This is a genomic window from Streptomyces sp. Root1304 (assembly GCF_001426405.1).
GTDB lineage: Bacteria > Actinomycetota > Actinomycetes > Streptomycetales > Streptomycetaceae > Streptomyces.
The window spans coordinates 113697-133823 of record NZ_LMEP01000026.1; the positions used below are offsets into that span (position 1 = coordinate 113697).

Consider the following 20127-nt stretch of genomic DNA (forward strand, 5'->3'; position numbering starts at 1 on the left):
ACGCGATGCCCCGGGTCCTGGACCTGTTCTCCTGCGCCGGCGGGGCTGCCATGGGGTACCACCGCGCCGGGTTCGCGGTCGACGGATGCGACATCGCCAACCGCCCCCGCTACCCCTTCGCCTACCACCGCGGCGACGCCCTCGACTACCTCACCAACCTGATCGCCTCGCGGGAGATCGAGCGCTACACCCTCGTCCACGCCTCCCCGCCCTGCCAGGCCGGCTGCGCCCTCACCGTCGGTACCAACCACTCCCGGGGCTGGGGCGGAACGTACGTCGATCTCGTCGCCCCGACCCGCGAACTCCTCGACGCCTCCGGCCTGCCGTACGTGATCGAGCAGCCCAACGGCCGCGCGGCTATCCGCAAGGACCTCACCCTGTGCGGCGAGATGTTCGGCCTGGGCGTCCTGCGCCATCGCAACTTCGAACTCGGCCGCTGGGCTACCCCCAAGCCCGCCCACCCCCGCCACCGCGGCTACGTGCGCGGTCACCGCCACGGCGTTCGCCGCGAGGGCCCCTACGTCGCCGCGTACGGCAAGGGCGGCGGCAAGGCCACCGTCCCCGAGATGCAGCACGCCATGGGCATCACCTGGACCGACCTCCACGAGGAGCTGACCGAAGCCATCCCGCCCGCCTACACCCGCTGGATCGCCACCGCCTTCACCACCGTCCGACAGGAGGTCCTGGCGTGACCGACGCCGCCACTGCGGCGGGCCTGGACCCGGCCACCCTGAGCGACCTGCTCCGGATGGCCGGGTCTCCCGGCTTCGACCGCCTCACCGAACAACTCCGCCGCACCGGCGGCTGCACCGCCCCCATCCGCCTCACCGGTGGCACCAAGCTGCTCGACCCCGCCACCCGCACCGTGATCCACGCGTACAACACCGATGCCGAACCGGGCGGTGTCCTGCGGGTCGCGTGCGGCAACCGGCGGGCCTCCCGCTGCCCCGCCTGCGCCTGGACCTACGCGGGCGACACCTACCACCTCATCCGCGCCGGTCTCGTCGGCGCCCCGGACAAAGGCACCCCGGAGACCATCCGCGATCACCCCCGGGTCTTCGCCACGCTGACCGCCCCGTCCTTCGGCCCTGTCCACAACCGCCCGGGTACCCGGCCCTGCCGCTGTGGCACCCGTCACACCGAGGACGCCCAGGAACTGGGCACCCCGCTCGACCCGGCCGCGTACGACTACGCGGGGGCCGTGCTGTGGAACAACCACGCCTCCGAGCTGTGGCGCTACTTCACGATCTACCTGCGCCGCGAGATCGCCGCCCGTGCCGGCCTCACCCAGAAAGCCGCCCGCGAACAGTCCCGCGTCTCCTTCGGCAAGGTCGCCGAGTACCAGAAACGCGGCGCCGTCCACTTCCACGCCGTCATCCGCTTCGACGGGCCGAACGGCCCCCACACCCCGCCCCCGCACTGGGCCACCCCCGAACTCCTCACCGACGCCATCCACGCCGCCGCCGCACGCGTCCAGGTCATCGTCCCCGCCGCCCCCGCGCACGGCGTCGGCCAGGACCTCACCCTCACCTGGGGTACCCAGCTCGATGTGCAGCCCATCGGCGCCTTCGGCCAGGGCGAAGACCTCACCGAACAAGCCGTGGCTGCCTACGTCGCCAAGTACGCCACCAAAGCCGCCGAGACCACCGGCTCCGTTGACCACCGCGTCGGCAACAAGGAAGCCCTGATCCTCCTCGACGTCCCGGAGCATCCCCGGCGCCTGATGGAGGCCTGCATGGACCTGGATGCCGCCTACCCGGACCGACGCCTGAGGGCCTGGGCTCACATGCTCGGCTTCCGCGGCCACTTCTCCACCAAGTCCCGCGCCTACTCCACCACCCTCGGCGCCTTACGCCAGGTCCGCGCCGACTACCGCGCCCACCAGCAACGCACCGCCCTCGGCCTCCCCGACCCCGACGACGACCCCGAGTCCACCCTCCTCGTCGTCGCCCACTGGAGCTACGCCGGCCACGGCGCCACACCCGGTGAGTCCTGGCTCGCCGCCAACATCCGCCGCGACATCCAGCACAACCGCGAACACGCCCGCGAACTCCGCGCCGAACTCGAAGCACAGGGGGATGAACTGCCGTGCAGGACGAACTGATGACCGTGCCGCAGATTCTCGCCGCCTTGGGCGGGGTGTCACGGCGGACGTTCTACCGCTGGCGGGAGTTGGGGCATGGGCCTGCCGCCTTCAAGCTTCCGAATGGAGAGCTCCGAGTGTGGCGGAGCGACTTCGATACCTGGCTCCGCGGACTGGAGACGGCTGCGTGAAGTCTCTCGATGTGAAGGTCTGGAGTGTCCGGAAGCGGGATACCAAGACGCCTTCGTACGGCGTCCGCTGGTCCGTCGCGGGCAACGTCTTCCCCAAGTCATTCCGAACCAAGGCGCTGGCTGATCACTACCGCACGAAGCTCATGCGAGCGATGCGGGACGGCGAGGAGTTCGATACGGAGTCCGGTCTCCCCGCCTCCATGGAGGAAAAGAAGTCGGCTCTAACGTGGTACGACTTCGCGCTCAAATACCTCGCCATGAAATGGCCTCATGCCGCCCCCAATACGCGAGATGGCATCAATGAATCGCTCACCAGCGTCACGGTGGAACTCCTTGCTGACCGCCCGGGACGGCCGACCGACGCGGCGATCCGCAGAGCGCTGCGCAACTGGGCCTTCGTGATTCCCGGGACTGTCGGGCGAGACGTGCCGGACGATGTGCTGAACGTCCTTCACTGGGTCTCCAAGGCGTCCCGGCCGCTCTCTGACCTTGCTGAGCCTGCAACGGCTCGTGCGGTGCTTGACGCCCTCAAACTCAAGCTCGACGGGACTGCGGCCGCTGCGGAGACTGTGCGGCGCAAGCGTCGGACCCTCGTCAATGCAGCGAACTATGCGGTGGATCTGGGGGAGCTGCGGGAGAACCCGATCACGGCTGTCCGGTGGCAGAAGCCGAAGGTGTCCAATCAGGTTGATCCCCGCATCGTCGCCAACCCGGAGCAGGCTCGCAGTCTCCTGGCGGCTGTCTCCTATGTGGGTGGGTATCGGCGTGCTCGCGGTCGCCGACTCGTCGGCCTCTTCGCCGCGATGTACTTCGGTGGCCTTCGTCCGGCCGAAGCCGTTGGCCTGGTCGAGACGGACTTGGTCCTCCCTTCGCAGGGGTGGGGCTCGGCCCTTCTTCATCGGACTCGACCGTCGGTCGGCAAGCAGTGGACGGATTCGGGGGAGACCCACGACGACCGCGGGCTGAAGAACCGACCGGCTGAGGACGTGCGTCGGGTGCCCATTCCGCCGCACTTGATCGCCGTTCTCCGTGAGCACCTGGCCACCTTCAGCACGGCGGACGACGGACGCCTGTTCTTCAGCGAGAAGGGCTCGGTAGTGCCTTCCTCGACCTACTACCGCGTGTGGCAGGAGGCCCGGCTCCTCGCGCTTCCGCCGGCCGTCGCCGCCTCGCCGCTCGCGAGTCGGCCGTACGACCTTCGGCACTCGGCGCTGTCGACCTGGCTCAACGCGGGCGTCGACCCGACTGAGGTGGCGGAGCGCGCCGGCAACAGCGTGGAGGTCCTGCTGACCCGCTACGCGAAGTGTCTCGACGGACGCCAAGATGTCGCCAACCGCCGTATCGAGGACCTGCTGCGCGAGTACGAATAGCCTTGCCCTTCGCCTCGGAGGCTCCTGGGTAAATCTCTTGCCCAGGAGCCTCCTTGTACGTGCGGACGCCCCTAAGAGTGTCGATCCGTACCGCGCTCGCGGCGGCGTTTCATTCGCTCCCGCTTGGAAGGTGAGTCGCCCGTCACGGCGGCAAAGATCACCTCTCGACTTCCACTCAAGCTGAGTTCGAGCTGGTGCTTTACTCCTTCCGTGCCAAGTCCAGTGGTCCCGACCCAGCCCCCAGCCACGAGTTCGGTGAACTCTGTATTGTCGAGATATCGGTCAACTGTCTTGCGGCTAAACGATCGAGGGGCCCCCGGGGTTTGGGACTTGCCGTACAGCTGATCGAAATGCTCACGAGCAAGGTACATTCCGGGTGTCAGGCTTCTCGCGTCTGAGATGAGTGAGTCGCCTTGGCAGAGCTTGATCCAGGAAGGTTTCGCGGAGAGGCGGTAATCATCGACTGAGCGCCTGATATTGTCGCACTCGCTGTCGATCGCCCGCATGCGAACAAGTTGATCAGAAAGGTTACTGTCGCTGTTCGGGTAGTAGCGCCAGTCTGACGTGCCACTCCGCTTCGACATTCGTTTGTACTGAACCATGACGAAGCAATCGCGAGACTCGTGATAGTAAATAAGGTCTACGCCGAGTGTCTCTTCGGCGGCTTTACGGTTGGCGTTGTAGACGACCAGTCGTTGCTCTCCCTGGCTGAATCCCGTCCACGCGGCCCGGTTCAGCCAGTCTTGAGGTCCCAGCCAATTGCGAAAGCGCTGCGCGTCGTGCGCGATCAGATCGTCCTCGTGGGATGGGCCATTACGTGTTTGGAGGCGGGCAATAAATGGAACGTCATCGTCTTCGTATGGCTGTTCCCAGCTAACAAGCTCGTCAACGTCGAAGTCCGCCATGCGTATGGAGGTGAGCGTTGCGTCGCGTTCGTCCATCAGCAGCCTGGCGGCCGGCGTCAGAGCTGGAGAGGGCCGGTTCCCAACTCCGAGGACCTGTAGGTGAGGCACGACATCGCTAGCCCGTTGACTCAAAGCCTTCAGCAGATGCCGACCCGCGCCGTCCGGTAGAGCTCCGTCGCGAAGGAGGTAGCGACGTGAGAGCTGTGGCACTGAGGCTTCCAGCTCCACCCACGGTACGGGGGTCAAGAGACGGTACGGCTTGACTACCTCGATTCGCCTCTTCAAGTCGTCGCCCGGCCCACGCAACTTGCTGGCCCACGCAACGTAAGTCACCTGTGGGGCGCCACGCTCGGCTCCAGTGACGACCAGAGTGACGTGCGAGCCCTTCCAGTGTTCCAGGTACTGGGTGGTGACCCAGTGAGGCATGCTCCCGTCGTCTCTTGGGCGCCACAGTGCCTTGAGGTGTTCCTCTTCCTTGAGGGCAGTACGGATGATCGCAACCATGGCAGTCATTCTTCAACGGGCGCTACATCGGAGTTCAGAGATCAGCCACATCGCCGGGATCGAACGAGTCGCTCAACTGCGAAAGGTGGATGAGGCTGGTGGTGTCTTACCGCTTCACCTGCGGCAACGCCCCAAGATCCCGTCCACGCCTCGTCCACAGACCTCGACATACGGCCGCTCAGCCCTGCTCATGCCTGCACATACAACAAGACCCCGTTCTCAGCGTTTCCGCTGATCACGGGGTCTGTGTGGCACTTCTTGCGAAGTGCCCCCGGCAGGATTCGAACCTGCGCACACGGCTCCGGAGGCCGTTGCTCTATCCCCTGAGCTACGGGGGCGTCCGCCGCGTTCGGCGGCGACGGGTTGAACACTACCAGCTCCTGGGGAGTGGCTGTGAACAGGTATTTCCGGGGTGTCACCAGGGGCTGGGTCCCCCGCACGGGTCAGAAGTGGGCAAAACCCGGACGCGGTCGTTCTGGGCGGCCTACTCTCGTTCGTGTGTCAGGCGTGTCCGGTCGGGTGCTCGTTGTCGATGACAACAAGGTGATCCGGCAGTTGATCAGGGTCAATCTCGAACTCGAGGGGTTCGAGGTCGTGACCGCGGCCGATGGTGCCGAGTGTCTGGATGTCGTACACCGGGTCCGCCCCGATGTCGTCACCCTCGACGTCGTCATGCCCCGCTTGGACGGGATCAAGACCGCCGAGCGGTTGCGGGCCGACCCGCGGACCAGTCATCTGCCGGTCGCGATCATCAGTGCCTGCGGCGAGCACGAGGTCGCCGGCGGGGTCGCCTCCGGCGTCGACGCCTTCCTCGCCAAGCCCTTCGAGCCCACCGAACTCGTCCGTGTCGTGCGCCAACTGCTCCACCGAGAGCGCCGCGAGCGGCCCGGGGCCGCCGGATCCGACGGGCCCGACGGGGGAGAGGACCCGGCCGCAGCCGACGACCGTCCGATAGACGACCGACCGACAGGCGAGCCCTCGAGCGACGGCCGGCCCCTCGACGGCCGCGCCAGGAACACCTCCGGCCTCTGCTGAGGCCGAGCGTGACGGCGAGGGCGACGTGACGGGTGCCCGCATGCCGAAACCGGTTCGCGTTCCCACCCCCCTCCTCCCCTAGGCTTGACCCGTGACCCCCGCGGACCTCTCCCTCACCGTGCTGCACGCCGTGCGCCGTGCGGTCGACGACGGTGCGTTGCGGGTCGACGTGCCCCCGCGGGTGAAGGTCGAGCGGGCCCGGCCCGGTGGCGTGGGGGAGTACGCCAGCAACGTCGCCCTCACCCTCGCCCGGCCCTCCGGACGCAGCGCCCTCGACGTCGCCGGCATCCTTCGCGAACGCCTCCGTGACGTCCCCGGACTCCGGGGCGTCGAGATCACCGGGCCCGGCTTCCTCAACTTCACCCTCCGGCGCGACGCCGCCGGCGAGCTCGTCCGGGCCGTGCGGGACGCCGGAGCCGCGTACGGCAGTGGCACCGCCCTCGCCGGCACCACCGTCCGCTTCGCCGACCCGACCCACCCGGCCGACCGGACCGACCCGACCGACTCGCCCGACACGACCGCGCCGCGCGCCGCGCTCGTCACCCGGACCGTCGTCCGGCTGCTGCTGAGCCAGGGCGCCGACGCCGGTTTCGGCGGCACCGAGCGGATCCACGTACGGGAAGGGGCGTACGAGGACGGCGCCCTCGACGCCCTCGGAACCGACGCCTCCCACTGGGCCCTGCTCCGTGCCGCGCCCCAGGACCGGCCCCTCGACGGACCGCCCCTCCTCGTCCAGCACGAGCGCAACGCCCTCTTCCGCGTGCGCTACGCGTACTCCCGGGTGCAGCGACTGCTCGTCAACGGCGCACAGCTCGGCGTCGTCCCTTCGTACGACGACGACGCGGCGGCCGGCTCGCCCGTACAGCTCGGCGTCGTCCCCCCGTACGACGACAGCCACGGCAACGCACCCGTACAGCTCGGCATCCTCCCCCCGTACGGCGGCGCACCCGTACCGCCCCCCACCGCCCCCGCACTCCTCGGCGCCCTCCTCGACCACCCCTCCGTCCTTCTGGCCGCCGCCCGCCACCGCGCCCCCGACCGGGTCGCCCGGCATCTGGAGACCATCGCCGACGCGCTGCTCGCGTTCCAGCACGACGTCCTGCCGCTCGGCGACGAGAAACCCTCGGCCGCCCATCGTTCCCGGCTCGCGCTCGCCGAAGCCGCCGGGACGGTGCTCGCCGGTGGCCTCTCCGTGCTCGGCATCAGCGCACCCGACCGGATCTGAAAGAGCAGAAGAGCCATGAGCCGTTCCGCCCACCCCGCAGGCCCCCGCCACGCCGACGTCCTTCCCGAGGGCCACTACTCCGCGCCGCCCGCCGACCTCAACGTCCTCGACCCCAAGGTCTGGTCCCGGACGGTGGAGCGGGACGCGCGCGGAGTCGTCACCCTCGGGGGCATCGGCGTCGACGCCCTCGCCGAGGAGTTCGGCACCCCCGCCTACTTCCTCGACGAGACCGACTTCCGCGCCCGCTGCCGCGCCTGGGCCGAGGCCTTCGGCAAGGACGCCGACGTGTTCTACGCCGGGAAGGCGTTCCTCTCCCGGGCCGTCGTGCGGTGGCTCCAGGAGGAGGGGCTGAACCTCGACGTGTGCTCCGGCGGGGAACTCGCCACCGCCCTCTCCGCCGGGATGCCCGCCGAGCGCATCGCCTTCCACGGCAACAACAAGAGCGAGGACGAGATCCGCACGGCCGTCGAGGCCGGCGTCGGGCGGATCGTGCTCGACTCCTTCCAGGAGATCGTGCGGGTCGCGCACATCGCCCAGTCGCTCGGGAAGCGGCAGCGGGTGCAGATCCGCGTCACCGTCGGCGTCGAGGCCCACACGCACGAGTTCATCGCCACCGCCCACGAGGACCAGAAGTTCGGCCTCGCGCTCGCCGGCGGGCAGGCCGCCGAGGCCGTGCGCCGGGCGCTGAAGCTCGACGGCCTCGAACTCATCGGCATCCACTCGCACATCGGCTCGCAGATCTTCGACATGGCCGGCTTCGAGGTCTCCGCCCGCCGCGTCGTGCAGCTGCTCGCCGAGGTCCGCGACGAGCACGGGGTCGAGCTGCCCGAGATCGACCTCGGTGGCGGCCTCGGCATCGCGTACACCTCCGAGGACGACCCGCGCGAGCCGCACGAGATCGCCAAGGCGCTCGGCGAGATCGTGACGCGCGAGTGCGAGGCCGCCGGGCTCGCCACGCCCCGCATCTCCGTCGAGCCGGGCCGCGCCATCGTCGGCCCCACCGCCTTCACCCTCTACCGGGTCGGCACGATCAAGCCCCTCGAAGGGCTGCGGACGTACGTGAGCGTCGACGGCGGCATGTCGGACAACATCCGCACCGCCCTGTACGACGCCGAGTACAGCGTCAGCCTCGTCTCGCGGACCAGCGACGCCGAGCCGATGCTGTCCCGGGTCGTCGGCAAGCACTGCGAGAGCGGCGACATCGTCGTACGGGACGCCTTCCTGCCCTCGGACCTCGCGCCCGGCGACCTGATCGCCGTACCGGCCACCGGGGCGTACTGCCGCTCCATGGCCAGCAACTACAACCACGCGCTCCGGCCCCCCGTCGTCGCCGTCCGTGACGGCGAGGCACGGGTCATCGTGCGGCGCGAGACGGAGGAAGATCTCCTGCGTCTCGACGTCGGATGATGAAATAGTCGAGTGATGAAATAGATGTCTCAGGATCCGGACAGGGGGCTGAAACCCCCGTCCGGTGAGTGAGACTGGTTCCACCGTCGGGAACCGCAGAGACTCGAACGTAGAGATACGAAGTAGGACGAGAAAGAGGTCGGATGATGCGTACGCGTCCGCTGAAGGTGGCGCTGCTGGGCTGTGGAGTGGTCGGCTCAGAGGTGGCGCGCATCATGACGACGCACGCCGACGACCTCGCCGCGCGCATCGGCGCCCCGGTCGAGCTCGTCGGTGTGGCCGTCCGCCGCCCGGACAAGGTCCGTGAGGGAATCGCGCCCGAGCTGATCACCACCGACGCCACCGCCCTGGTCAAACGGGGCGACATCGACGTCATCGTCGAGGTCATCGGCGGGGTCGAGCCGGCCCGCAGCCTCATCACCACCGCCTTCGAGCACGGCGCCTCCGTCGTCTCGGCGAACAAGGCGCTGCTCGCCCAGGACGGCGCGACGCTGCACGCCGCCGCCGAGGAGCACGGCCAGGACCTCTACTACGAGGCCGCCGTCGCCGGCGCCATCCCGCTGGTCCGCCCGCTGCGCGAGTCCCTCGCCGGCGACAAGATCAACCGGGTCATGGGCATCGTCAACGGCACGACCAACTTCATCCTCGACAAGATGGACACCTCCGGCGCCGGTTACTCCGAGGCGCTCGACGAGGCCACCGCCCTCGGATACGCGGAGGCCGACCCGACCGCCGACGTCGAGGGCTTCGACGCCGCCGCCAAGGCCGCCATCCTCGCCGGGATCGCCTTCCACACGCGCGTGCGCCTGGACGACGTCTACCGCGAGGGCATGACCGAGGTCACCGCCGCCGACTTCGCCTCCGCCAAGCAGATGGGCTGCACCGTCAAGCTGCTCGCCATCTGCGAGCGGGCCGCCGACGGCGGGTCCGTCACCGCGCGCGTGCACCCCGCGATGATCCCGCTGAGCCACCCGCTCGCCTCCGTCCGCGAGGCGTACAACGCGGTCTTCGTCGAGGCCGAGGCCGCCGGCCGGCTCATGTTCTACGGCCCCGGCGCCGGCGGCTCTCCGACCGCCTCGGCCGTCCTCGGCGACCTCGTCGCCGTGTGCCGCAACAAGCTCAACGAGGCCAGGGGCCCCGGCGAGTCCGCGTACACCCAGCTGCCCGTGGGCTCCATGGGCGAGGTCGTCACGCGGTACCACATCAGTCTCGACGTGGCCGACAAGCCGGGCGTCCTCGCCCAGGTCGCGACGGTCTTCGCCGAGCACGGCGTATCCATCGACACCGTGCGCCAGCACGGCCGACAGGACGGAGACGGCGAGGCCTCCCTCGTCGTCGTCACCCACCGCGCGCCCGACGCCGCCCTCTCCGGGACCGTCGAGGCACTGCGCAAGCTCGACACCGTGCGCGGTGTCGCCAGCATCATGCGTGTTGAAGGGGAGTAAGGACCCATGACCCACAAGGGCACCCACCAGTGGCGCGGCATCATCGAGGAGTACCGGGACCGCCTTCCGGTCACGGACACGACGCCGGTCGTCACGCTCCGTGAGGGCGGCACGCCGCTCGTACCCGCTCAGGTCCTCTCCGAGCGCACGGGCTGCGAGGTGCACCTCAAGGTCGAGGGCGCCAACCCCACCGGCTCCTTCAAGGACCGCGGCATGACCATGGCCATCACCCGGGCCAAGGAGGAGGGCGCGCAGGCCGTCATCTGCGCCTCCACCGGCAACACCTCCGCCTCCGCCGCGGCCTACGCGGTACGGGCCGGGATGGTGTCGGCCGTCCTCGTGCCGCAGGGCAAGATCGCGCTCGGCAAGATGGGCCAGGCCCTCGTGCACGGCGCGAAGATCCTCCAGGTCGACGGCAACTTCGACGACTGCCTGACCCTGGCCCGCAGCCTCTCCGAGAACTACCCGGTGGCGCTGGTCAATTCGGTCAACCCGGTCCGCATCGAGGGCCAGAAGACCGCCGCCTTCGAGATCGTGGACATGCTGGGCGACGCGCCCGACATCCACGTCCTGCCCGTGGGCAACGCCGGCAACATCACGGCGTACTGGAAGGGGTACCGCGAGTACGCCGCCGACGGCCTCGCCACCCACCGCCCGCGCATGTGGGGCTTCCAGGCCTCCGGCTCCGCGCCGCTCGTGCGCGGCGAGGTCGTCAAGGACCCGTCGACGATCGCCACCGCGATCCGCATCGGCAACCCGGCCTCGTGGGACTACGCGATCGCCGCGCGCGACGAGTCGGGCGGCTTCATCGACGAGGTGACGGACCGTGAGATCCTGCGCGCCTACCGCCTGTTGGCCGCGCAGGAGGGCGTCTTCGTCGAGCCCGCCTCGGCCGCCTCGGTCGCCGGTCTGCTGAAGGCCGCCGAGCAGGGCAAGGTGGATCCCGGCCAGACGATCGTCTGCACCGTCACGGGCAACGGGCTCAAGGACCCCGACTGGGCCGTCGCCGGCGCGCCGCAGCCGGTCACCGTCCCGGTGGACGCGGCCACCGCCGCCGAACGCCTCGGTCTGGCCTGATCCCACCCCCCTCCGGGGCGAAACCGCTGATCGAAACCCGATCAGGAACGTACATAGGCGCACAGGTTGGCTCGCGACACGCATCGTGCGCCTCCTGTGCGCCCTATGTCGCGGCAGAACCTTCCTTCGATAGGCTGTACCGAACCCGCCCCGACGCATATGCGCGGTGTCGTTGCCGTTGTCGCCCCCGTGGCCGAAACGGCCCCCGGGTTCCCTGAGCACTTCCTCAGCAACACCCGCTGTACAGAAACACCGTTGTCGCAATCAAGGAGAGTCATCGAGCGATGGCCGGTCCAGCGTTCCGCGCCGCCGCCGTACGGGTGCGCGTCCCCGCCACCAGCGCCAACCTCGGTCCGGGCTTCGACGCCTTCGGACTGTCGCTGGGCCTCTACGACGACGTCGTCGTCCGTGTCGCCGACTCCGGGCTGCACGTCGACATCGCCGGCGAGGGTGCCGAGACGCTCCCGCGCGACGAGAGCCACCTGCTCGTACGCTCCCTGCGCACCGCCTTCGACCTGCTCGGCGGACAGCCGCGCGGTCTCGAGGTCGTCTGCGCCAACCGCATCCCGCACGGCCGCGGCCTCGGCTCCTCCTCCGCCGCCATCTGCGCGGGCATCGTCGCCGCCCGCGCCGTGACCATAGGCGGGGACGCCCGTCTCGACGAGGCCGCCCTCCTGGAGCTGGCCACCGAGATCGAGGGCCACCCCGACAACGTCGCCGCCTGTCTGCTCGGCGGATTCACGCTCGCCTGGACCGAGTCCGGCGCCGCGCGGGCGATCAGGATGGACCCCTCGGACTCCATCGTTCCGGTGGTCTTCGTCCCCGGCAAGCCCGTCCTCACCGAGACCGCCCGCGGACTCCTGCCGCGCACCGTCCCGCACGTGGACGCCGCCGCCAACGCCGGCCGCGCCGCCCTCCTCGTCGAGGCCCTGACCCGCCGCCCCGAGCTGCTGCTCTCGGCCACCGAGGACCGGCTGCACCAGGAGTACCGGGCCCCCGCGATGCCCGAGAGCCTCGCCCTGGTCAACCGGCTGCGCGCGGACGGCGTCCCCGCGGTCATCTCCGGCGCGGGCCCCACGGTCCTCGCGCTGGCCGAACACGGGACGGCCGACAAGGTCGCCCGCCTCGCGGGCGAGGGCTGGGCCGCGAACCGGCTCGACCTCGACGCGTCCGGAGCGAGCGTCCTGCCGCTGGCGCCCTAGGGCGCGCGGCGGACCGGACGCCGGGCAGCGTCCGGGACAGGAGATTGCCGGTGAGGGAGAGGGGGAATGTTTGTCGGAGCCGGTAGTGTTAACCTCAAGTCAGCACCCGGCGCCTTTGTGGCGCGGTGCTGAGTGTCCCCATCAGGGACCACCGATTCTTCCGGGAGCCTCCCCAACTGCCTGAGCAGCCTGCCTGAGCAGTTTCGAGCACGCTCCGGAACCGGCACGACACCCCTCGCTCTTCTCCGCGTGAGGGCCGAGCAGGGGGCGCTCGGGCCGGACCCACAGCACGTTTTCTCTCTTCCGCCGCACCCGGCGGGACCACCGCCCCGGACACGGTCCACCGAACACGGGACCGCTGCCGGACAGCACAACCGGTCGCCGAGCCAGATGGCCGACGTCCGCTCCAGGGAAGGACCCTTCGTGAGCGACACCACCGATCTGATGGGCGTGACTGCCGACAGCAGTGTCGACACCCCCGCGCCCGCCGAAGGTGCTGCCACCGGCGGCACCGCACGGCGCCGCCGCTCCGGCACCGGCCTCGACGGCATGGTCCTGGCCGAGCTGCAGCAGGTCGCGTCCGGCCTCGGCATCAGGGGCACCGCGCGGATGCGCAAGAGCCAGCTGATCGAGGTCATCAAGGAGGCGCAGGCCGGAGGCTCCGCCGCGCCCGCCAAGACCGCCGACGCCGCCGCCGACACCAAGCCGAAGCGCCGGGCCACCGCCAAGGCGCGTACGGGCGAGACCGCGGCCGAGGCCGCCACGCCCAAGGCGGAGAAGGCGGCCGAGAAGGCCGTCGCCCCGCAGCAGATCGACATCCCCGGCCAGCCGTCCCCCAAGGTCTCGACTTCGCTCGACCAGGGAGGGGCCCCCACCGAGGACCAGCCGGCCGGCGAGCGTCGTCGTCGCCGTGCCACCGCCCCCGCCGGTTCGCCGGAGGGCGAGGCCAAGGCCGAGGCCGCGCAGGTCGTGAAGACCGAGGCCCGTACCGAGGCGAAGACCGACACGCAGGCCGACGCCAAGGCCGAGGCCGCCGTCGACGGCGCCGAGGGCCGAGGCCGCCGTGACCGCGGCGAGCGGGGCGAGCGCGGGGAGCGCGGCGAGCGCCGTGAGCGCCGTGACCGTCAGCGCGACCGCGGCAAGGGCGACGAGCAGCAGGGCGGTGGCCAGGGCGGCCAGCGCCAGCGACAGGGCGGCCAGGGCCAGGGTCAGCAGAGCCAGGGCCAGGGCCAGCAGGGCGGCGGCCAGCAGGCCGGTCCGCAGGACGACTACGACGACGCCGAGGGCGGCCGTCGCGGCCGTCGGGGCCGTTACCGCGACCGCCGCGGCCGTCGTGGCCGTGACGACTTCCAGGCCGGCGAGCCGCAGGTCGCGGACGACGACGTCCTGATCCCCGTCGCGGGCATCCTCGACATCCTCGACAACTACGCGTTCATCCGGACCTCCGGCTACCTGCCCGGTCCGAACGACGTGTACGTCTCCCTCGCCCAGGTCCGCAAGAACGGTCTGCGCAAGGGTGACCACGTCACCGGCGCCGTGCGTCAGCCGAAGGAGGGCGAGCGCCGCGAGAAGTTCAACGCGCTGGTCCGCCTGGACTCGGCGAACGGCATGGCGGCCGACTCCGGCCGCGGTCGTCCGGAGTTCAACAAGCTGACCCCGCTCTACCCGCAGGACCGGCTCCGCCTGGAGACCGACCCGGGCGTGCTGACCACGCGGATCATCGACCTCGTGTCGCCGATCGGCAAGGGCCAGCGCGGTCTGATCGTGGCCCCGCCGAAGACCGGCAAGACCATGATCATGCAGGCCATCGCCAACGCGATCACGCACAACAACCCCGAGTGCCACCTGATGGTCGTCCTGGTCGACGAGCGTCCGGAAGAGGTCACCGACATGCAGCGGTCGGTCAAGGGCGAGGTCATCTCCTCGACCTTCGACCGTCCGGCCGAGGACCACACCACCGTCGCCGAGCTGGCCATCGAGCGCGCCAAGCGTCTCGTGGAGCTGGGTCACGACGTGGTCGTCCTGCTCGACTCGATCACCCGCCTGGGCCGCGCGTACAACCTCGCGGCGCCGGCCTCCGGCCGCATCCTGTCCGGTGGTGTCGACTCGACCGCGCTCTACCCGCCGAAGCGCTTCTTCGGTGCCGCGCGCAACATCGAGGACGGCGGCTCGCTGACCATCCTCGCGACCGCGCTGGTGGACACCGGTTCGCGCATGGACGAGGTGATCTTCGAGGAGTTCAAGGGCACCGGCAACATGGAGCTCAAGCTCGACCGGAAGCTCGCCGACAAGCGCATCTTCCCGGCGGTGGACGTCGACGCGTCCGGCACCCGCAAGGAGGAGATCCTGCTCGGCGCCGACGAGCTGGCCGTCACCTGGAAGCTGCGTCGCGTGCTCCACGCGCTCGACCAGCAGCAGGCGATCGAGCTGCTGCTCGACAAGATGAAGCAGACGAAGTCGAACGGCGAGTTCCTGCTGCAGATCCAGAAGACGACGCCGGGCGGCAAGAACGACGACTGACGCGAGAGCTGCGTCACACGACGAGACGCGGGCCCCGCGCCCGTAACCCCGTCGTGACCTGCGTAAACCACTGCGCCCACCGTGCCCCGCACGGTGGGCGCAGTGCTGTTTCCGCCCGAGCTCACCGAAACCTCACAGGTCCATATGCAACCCTTTCGGGTGCTTCGCCGTCACACATGGTGAACCGAGGGCCCGAGGGAAGACGATGACCGAGCAGAACAAGAGCGGCCGAATAGGCGGCGCGGGAAGCGGCCGCCGCCGCAAGCCGCCCGCCGCGCGACGCCGCAGGACGACGATCCTGCTGTCGGCGGCCGCCGCCGTGCTCGTCCTCGGCGGCGCCGGAGCGGGGTACGTGTACCTCAAGCTCGACGGCAACATCCAGGGCGTCGACATCAACGCCCAGCTGGGCGCCGACCGCCCCGACGACGTCGACAACGACTCCGTCGACATCCTCGTCCTCGGCTCCGACTCCCGCTCCGGCGACAACGGCGCCTACGGCAAGGACGAGGGCGGCGCCCGCTCCGACACCGCGATGGTCGTCCACGTCTACGAGGGCCACAAGAAGGCGAGCGTGGTCTCCATACCCCGCGACACCCTCATCGACCGGCCCTCCTGCGTCGACGGGCAGGGCGCCGCCGTCGCCGGCGAGCGGCGCGCCATGTTCAACACCGCGTACGAGGTCGGCGGCCCCGCCTGCGCCGTCAAGACCGTCGAGTCGATGTCCGGCATCCGTATGGACCACTACATCGAGGTCGACTTCACCGGCTTCAAGAAGCTCATCGACGAACTCGGCGGGGTGGAGATCACCACCACCGCCGCCATCAAGGACAGCAAGAGCCACCTCGACCTCGAACCGGGCACCCACACCCTCGACGGCGAACGGTCCCTCGGCCTCGTCCGCACCCGCAAGAGCGTCGGCGACGGCAGCGACCTCGGCCGCATCCAGCTCCAGCAGGCCTTCATGAAGGCCTTCATCGACCAGGTCAAGAGCGTCGGCGTCTTCAGCGACCCGACCAAGCTGTACGGCCTCGCCGACGCCGCCACCAAGGCCATCACCCCGGACTCCGAACTCGACTCCGTCCAGGAGCTGATGGGCTTCGCGAAGGGGCTCTCCGGCATCGGCGCCCAGAACGTCCACATGGTCACCATGCCCGTCGAGTACGACCCCCGGGACCCCAACCGCGTCGTCCCGCTCGAAGCCCAGTCCCAGCAGGTCTGGGCGGCCCTGAAGAAGGACCTCCCGATCCCCGCGGCGGCCACCAGGGACGCGGCCACCGGCAAGGCCGACGGCGTCGTGAAGTAGCACCGCGACCGCCGTCCTGAACGGCCCAGGAATAGTTCCGGCCCGACCCCGGTTTTGGGAGATACGGCCGGTCCTGGCAGACTGGTACGTCGGCCCCGGTTCACGTTCGCCGCAACCCGCGGAAGCGACCCGGAGCCCTCCCGAAACTAGGAGACACCTTGAAGCGCGAGATTCACCCCGAGTACGTCGAGACCCAGGTCAGCTGCACCTGTGGCGCGTCGTTCACCACCCGGAGCACGCTGACCGAGGGCACCATCCGTGCCGAGGTCTGCTCCGAGTGCCACCCGTTCTACACGGGCAAGCAGAAGATCCTCGACACCGGCGGCCGCGTCGCCCGCTTCGAGGCCCGCTTCGGCAAGGCCGCCGGCTCCGCCAAGTAGCGAGCCCCTGCGCCGGTCCTCGGTCGCCCCGCGCGGGTGGCCGGGACCGGCGCTTTGCCGTCCCCGTAGCAACTGACGAAAAACCCAGGAGCCCCCGATGTTCGAGGCGGTCGAGGAACTGGTCGGCGAGCACGCCGATCTGGAGACGAAGCTCGCGGACCCTTCGGTCCACGCCGATCAGGCGAACGCGCGCAAGCTCAACAAGCGCTACGCCGAGCTGACCCCGATCGTCGCCACCTACCGGTCCTGGAAGCAGACCGGTGACGACATCGAGACCGCCCGCGAGTTCGCGCACGACGACCCCGACTTCGCCGCCGAGGTCAAGCAGCTGGAGAAGGACCGGGAGGAGCTCACCGAGAAGCTCCGTCTGCTCCTCGTCCCGCGCGACCCGAGCGACGACAAGGACGTCATCCTGGAGATCAAGGCGGGCGCGGGCGGCGACGAGTCCGCCCTCTTCGCCGGCGACCTGCTCCGCATGTACCTCCGGTACGCCGAGCGCGTCGGCTGGAAGACCGAGATCATCGACGCCACCGAGTCCGAGCTGGGCGGCTACAAGGACGTCCAGGTCGCCGTGAAGACCAAGGGCGGCAACGGCGCCACCGAGCCCGGTCAGGGCGTCTGGGCCCGCCTCAAGTACGAGGGCGGCGTGCACCGCGTGCAGCGCGTGCCCGCGACCGAGTCCGCCGGCCGCATCCACACCTCCGCCGCCGGCGTGCTCGTCACGCCCGAGGCCGAGGAGGTCGAGGTCGAGGTCCACGCCAACGACCTGCGCATCGACGTCTACCGCTCGTCCGGCCCCGGCGGCCAGTCGGTCAACACCACCGACTCCGCGGTCCGCATCACCCACCTGCCGACCGGCATCGTCGCCTCCTGCCAGAACGAGAAGAGCCAGCTCCAGAACAAGGAGCAGGCCATGCGCATCCTGCGCTCGCGGCTGCTCGCCGCCGCGCAGGAGGAGGCCGAGTCCAAGGCCGCCGACGCGCGCCGCAGCCAGGTCCGTACGGTCGACCGCTCCGAGAAGATCCGCACGTACAACTTCCCGGAGAACCGCATCTCCGACCACCGCGTCGGTTTCAAGGCGTACAACCTGGACCAGGTGCTCGACGGTGAGCTCGACCCCATGATCCAGGCCTGCGTCGACGCCGACTCGGCCGCCAAGCTCGCCGCGGCGTAAGTGGCGTCACTTCCGTAAGCCCCACCCCGCACCACGGAGGACCAGCGTGAACCTGCTGCTTGCCGAGGTGGCCCAGGCCACCCAGCGGCTGGCCGACGCCGGCGTTCCCTCACCGCGTTTCGACGCGGAGGAGCTCGCCGCGTTCGTGCACGGCGTCAAGCGGGGGGAGCTGCACAACGTCAAGGACGCCGACTTCGACGCCCGCTACTGGGAGACCGTCGCCCGCCGCGAGGCCCGCGAACCGCTCCAGCACATCACCGGGCGGGCGTTCTTCCGCTACCTGGAGCTCCAGGTCGGACCCGGGGTCTTCGTGCCCCGGCCGGAGACCGAGTCGGTCGTCGGCTGGGCCATAGACGCCGTACGCGCCATGGACGTCGTCGAACCCCTCATCGTCGACCTCTGCACCGGCTCCGGGGCCATCGCCCTGGCCATGGCCCAGGAGGTCCCGCGCTCGCGCGTGCACGCCGTCGAACTCTCCGACGACGCCCTCGTGTGGACCCGGAAGAACGCCGAGGGCTCCCGCGTCGCCGTCCACCAGGGCGACGCGCTCCGCGCGCTCCCCGAGCTGGACGGCCAGGTCGACCTGGTCATCTCCAACCCGCCGTACATCCCGCTCACCGAATGGGAGTACGTGGCACCCGAGGCCCGCGACCACGACCCGGAGATGGCCCTCTTCTCCGGCGAGGACGGCCTCGACACCATCCGCGGCATCGAGCGCACCGCCCACCGGCTGCTCCGCCCCGGCGGCCTCGTCGTCATCGAGCACGCCGACACCCAGGGCGGGCAGGTGCCGTGGATCTTCAACGAAGAGGCCGGCTGGGCCGACGCCGCCGACCACCCGGACCTGAACAACCGGCCGCGCTTCGCGACCGCCCGCAAGGCCATGCCATGACCAGCACGACCGCCATGAACGCCATGGCGCACCACGCGAACGAGGAGGCCGGGAACTGATGGCACGGCGATACGACTGCAACGAGGCGACCGACCGTGTGACCGGCCTGCGCGAAGCCGCGTCCGCCGTCCGCCGGGGCGAGCTGGTCGTGCTGCCCACCGACACCGTGTACGGGATCGGCGCGGACGCCTTCAGCAGCGAGGCCGTCGCGGACCTGCTGGCCGCCAAGGGCCGGGGCCGCAACATGCCCACGCCCGTGCTCATCGGCTCCCCGAACACCCTCCACGGCCTCGTCACGGACTTCTCCGAGCAGGCCTGGGAGCTCGTCGACGCCTTCTGGCCCGGCGCGCTCACCCTCGTCGCCCGGCACCAGCCGTCCCTGCAGTGGGACCTCGGCGACACCCGGGGCACCGTCGCCATCCGCATGCCGCTGCACCCCGTCGCGATCGAGCTGCTCACCGAGGTCGGCCCGATGGCCGTCTCCTCGGCGAACCTCACGGGACACCCGTCGCCGGAGGACTGCGACGCGGCCCAGGGGATGCTCGGCGACTCCGTCTCCGTCTACCTCGACGGCGGCCCCACGCCCGGGATCGTCCCCTCGTCCATCGTCGACGTCACGGGCAAGGTCCCGGTGCTGCTGCGCGAGGGAGCACTGTCGCCGGAGGAGCTCCGGAAGGTCGTACCCGACCTCGAGGTGGCACATTGACCGCCCCTGAGGGGCGTGGCATAGCGGGGTTCGACGACAGCAGCACCTTCCGCATCCTCCACGTCAGCACCGGCAACGTCTGCCGCTCGCCGATCACCGAGCGGCTGACCCGCCATGCCCTGTGCGACCGGCTCGGCGACCCTCTGGGCGGCGGCCTGATCGTGGAGAGCGCCGGCACCTGGGGCCACGAGGGCGCCCCCATGGAGGCCAACGCCGAACTGGTCCTCGCCGACTTCGGCGCGGACTACAGCGGCTTCGTGGGGCGCGAGCTCCTCGACGAGCACGTCATCCGCGCGGACCTCGTCCTGACCGCGACCCGCGACCACCGGGCGCAGGTCATCTCCATGGGCCACTCGGCGGGTCTGCGCACCTTCACCCTGAAGGAGTTCACCCGCCTGGTCCGCGCGATCGACCCGGCCACCCTCCCGGACGCCCGCGACGAGGGCATGGTGGAACGCGCGCGTGCCCTGGTCCGCGCGGCAGCGGCTCTACGCGGGTGGCTCCTGGCCCCCTCGGTGGACGCGGACGAGGTCAACGACCCGTACGGCGCCCCGATCACGTTCTTCCGCTCGATCGGCGACGAAATCAACCAGGCGCTGGATCCGGTGGTCACGGCGCTGACGGGTGTCTCCGCGCGGGACTGACGCTCGCCGGGCGGGCGGGGGCGTCGCTGCCTACATTGGTGCTGACATCCCTCCACGCCCGGAG

General features: G+C 70.2%; 18 protein-coding genes and 1 tRNA gene. 17 read left to right on the top strand and 2 right to left on the bottom strand.

Features of this window, described 5'->3' with window-relative positions; all coding sequences use genetic code 11:
* The first annotated feature begins 5 nt into the window (after positions 1–5).
* From ASD33_RS29775 to ASD33_RS29790, 4 genes are read left to right on the top strand one after another with little or no spacing between them, the layout of a single operon-like run.
* Positions 6–692, top strand: a complete 687-nt coding sequence (locus ASD33_RS29775) for a DNA cytosine methyltransferase (RefSeq protein WP_056568111.1) — start codon at positions 6–8, stop codon at positions 690–692.
* The gene (gene repSA, locus ASD33_RS29780) at positions 689–2104 is read left to right on the top strand and encodes a replication initiator protein RepSA (RefSeq protein ID WP_056567470.1); all 1416 of its coding nucleotides are present in this window, start codon (positions 689–691) and stop codon (positions 2102–2104) included. The genes ASD33_RS29775 and repSA overlap by 4 nt, the downstream gene beginning before the upstream one ends.
* Positions 2104–2274: a helix-turn-helix domain-containing protein gene (locus ASD33_RS29785; RefSeq protein ID WP_056568115.1), complete on the top strand. Its 171-nt coding sequence runs from the start codon at positions 2104–2106 to the stop codon at positions 2272–2274. Before repSA ends, ASD33_RS29785 begins: the two co-directional genes overlap by 1 nt.
* Positions 2271–3644, top strand: coding sequence for a tyrosine-type recombinase/integrase (locus ASD33_RS29790; protein WP_056567471.1), 1374 nt, complete (start codon positions 2271–2273; stop codon positions 3642–3644). Before ASD33_RS29785 ends, ASD33_RS29790 begins: the two co-directional genes overlap by 4 nt.
* A 71-nt stretch (positions 3645–3715) precedes the next feature.
* On the opposite strand, the gene ASD33_RS35615 is transcribed toward ASD33_RS29790, so the two are convergent.
* Positions 3716–5053 (bottom strand): hypothetical protein, encoded by a 1338-nt coding sequence (locus ASD33_RS35615; protein ID WP_157870095.1) that lies wholly within the window; start codon positions 5051–5053, stop codon positions 3716–3718.
* A gap of 266 nt (positions 5054–5319) precedes the next feature.
* Positions 5320–5391, bottom strand: a tRNA-Arg gene (locus ASD33_RS29795).
* 181 nt (positions 5392–5572) lie between these two features.
* Between ASD33_RS29795 and ASD33_RS29800 the strand changes: the two genes are divergently transcribed.
* The 13 genes from ASD33_RS29800 to ASD33_RS29860 all read left to right on the top strand — a co-directional run bounded on the left by ASD33_RS29800 (position 5573) and on the right by ASD33_RS29860 (position 20063).
* Positions 5573–6088 carry a response regulator gene (locus ASD33_RS29800; RefSeq protein ID WP_347232278.1) on the top strand — a complete coding sequence of 172 codons (516 nt, stop codon included), beginning with the start codon at positions 5573–5575 and terminating at the stop codon, positions 6086–6088.
* Positions 6089–6179: 91 nt separating this feature from the next.
* Entirely contained in the window at positions 6180–7313 is a 1134-nt protein-coding gene (gene nrtL, locus ASD33_RS29805) for an ArgS-related anticodon-binding protein NrtL (protein ID WP_056567474.1), read from the top strand.
* A gap of 15 nt (positions 7314–7328) precedes the next feature.
* A complete protein-coding gene (gene lysA / locus ASD33_RS29810; RefSeq protein ID WP_056567475.1) occupies positions 7329–8720 on the top strand; it encodes a diaminopimelate decarboxylase in 1392 nt (463 codons plus the stop codon).
* Between the two features lie 146 nt (positions 8721–8866).
* Positions 8867–10165 (top strand): homoserine dehydrogenase, encoded by a 1299-nt coding sequence (locus ASD33_RS29815; RefSeq protein ID WP_056568118.1) that lies wholly within the window; start codon positions 8867–8869, stop codon positions 10163–10165.
* A gap of 6 nt (positions 10166–10171) precedes the next feature.
* Complete coding sequence (gene thrC / locus ASD33_RS29820) at positions 10172–11242, top strand: threonine synthase (protein ID WP_056567476.1); 1071 nt, start codon at positions 10172–10174, stop codon at positions 11240–11242.
* A gap of 284 nt (positions 11243–11526) precedes the next feature.
* The gene (gene thrB, locus ASD33_RS29825; RefSeq protein ID WP_056567479.1) at positions 11527–12444 is read left to right on the top strand and encodes a homoserine kinase; all 918 of its coding nucleotides are present in this window, start codon (positions 11527–11529) and stop codon (positions 12442–12444) included.
* A 423-nt stretch (positions 12445–12867) separates the two neighbouring features.
* Positions 12868–14964: a transcription termination factor Rho gene (gene rho, locus ASD33_RS29830; protein WP_277922105.1), complete on the top strand. Its 2097-nt coding sequence runs from the start codon at positions 12868–12870 to the stop codon at positions 14962–14964.
* 205 nt (positions 14965–15169) lie between these two features.
* Positions 15170–16267: an LCP family protein gene (locus ASD33_RS29835; protein WP_056567483.1), complete on the top strand. Its 1098-nt coding sequence runs from the start codon at positions 15170–15172 to the stop codon at positions 16265–16267.
* 158 nt (positions 16268–16425) lie between these two features.
* Positions 16426–16647, top strand: coding sequence for a 50S ribosomal protein L31 (rpmE, locus tag ASD33_RS29840; RefSeq protein WP_015036196.1), 222 nt, complete (start codon positions 16426–16428; stop codon positions 16645–16647).
* A 97-nt stretch (positions 16648–16744) separates the two neighbouring features.
* Complete coding sequence (gene prfA / locus ASD33_RS29845; protein WP_056567485.1) at positions 16745–17821, top strand: peptide chain release factor 1; 1077 nt, start codon at positions 16745–16747, stop codon at positions 17819–17821.
* A gap of 46 nt (positions 17822–17867) precedes the next feature.
* Positions 17868–18713, top strand: coding sequence for a peptide chain release factor N(5)-glutamine methyltransferase (prmC, locus tag ASD33_RS29850; protein ID WP_056567488.1), 846 nt, complete (start codon positions 17868–17870; stop codon positions 18711–18713).
* Between the two features lie 58 nt (positions 18714–18771).
* Positions 18772–19419, top strand: coding sequence for an L-threonylcarbamoyladenylate synthase (locus tag ASD33_RS29855; protein ID WP_056567492.1), 648 nt, complete (start codon positions 18772–18774; stop codon positions 19417–19419).
* Positions 19416–20063: a protein-tyrosine-phosphatase gene (locus tag ASD33_RS29860; RefSeq protein ID WP_056567495.1), complete on the top strand. Its 648-nt coding sequence runs from the start codon at positions 19416–19418 to the stop codon at positions 20061–20063. Before ASD33_RS29855 ends, ASD33_RS29860 begins: the two co-directional genes overlap by 4 nt.
* Positions 20064–20127: the final 64 nt, after the last annotated feature.

Excerpts from the sequence above, each read along its gene's own strand:
- ASD33_RS29815 (WP_056568118.1), top strand. The coding sequence starts at position 8,867 with ATGCGTACGCGTCCGCTGAAGGTGGCGCTGCTGGGCTGTGGAGTGGTC.
- ASD33_RS29835 (WP_056567483.1), top strand. The coding sequence starts at position 15,170 with ATGACCGAGCAGAACAAGAGCGGCCGAATAGGCGGCGCGGGAAGCGGC.
- lysA (WP_056567475.1), top strand. The coding sequence starts at position 7,329 with ATGAGCCGTTCCGCCCACCCCGCAGGCCCCCGCCACGCCGACGTCCTT.
- thrB (WP_056567479.1), top strand. The coding sequence starts at position 11,527 with ATGGCCGGTCCAGCGTTCCGCGCCGCCGCCGTACGGGTGCGCGTCCCC.
- ASD33_RS29785 (WP_056568115.1), top strand. The coding sequence starts at position 2,104 with ATGACCGTGCCGCAGATTCTCGCCGCCTTGGGCGGGGTGTCACGGCGG.
- thrC (WP_056567476.1), top strand. The coding sequence starts at position 10,172 with ATGACCCACAAGGGCACCCACCAGTGGCGCGGCATCATCGAGGAGTAC.
- prfA (WP_056567485.1), top strand. The coding sequence starts at position 16,745 with ATGTTCGAGGCGGTCGAGGAACTGGTCGGCGAGCACGCCGATCTGGAG.
- ASD33_RS35615 (WP_157870095.1), bottom strand. The coding sequence starts at position 5,053 with ATGGTTGCGATCATCCGTACTGCCCTCAAGGAAGAGGAACACCTCAAG.
- ASD33_RS29775 (WP_056568111.1), top strand. The coding sequence starts at position 6 with ATGCCCCGGGTCCTGGACCTGTTCTCCTGCGCCGGCGGGGCTGCCATG.
- ASD33_RS29855 (WP_056567492.1), top strand. The coding sequence starts at position 18,772 with ATGGCACGGCGATACGACTGCAACGAGGCGACCGACCGTGTGACCGGC.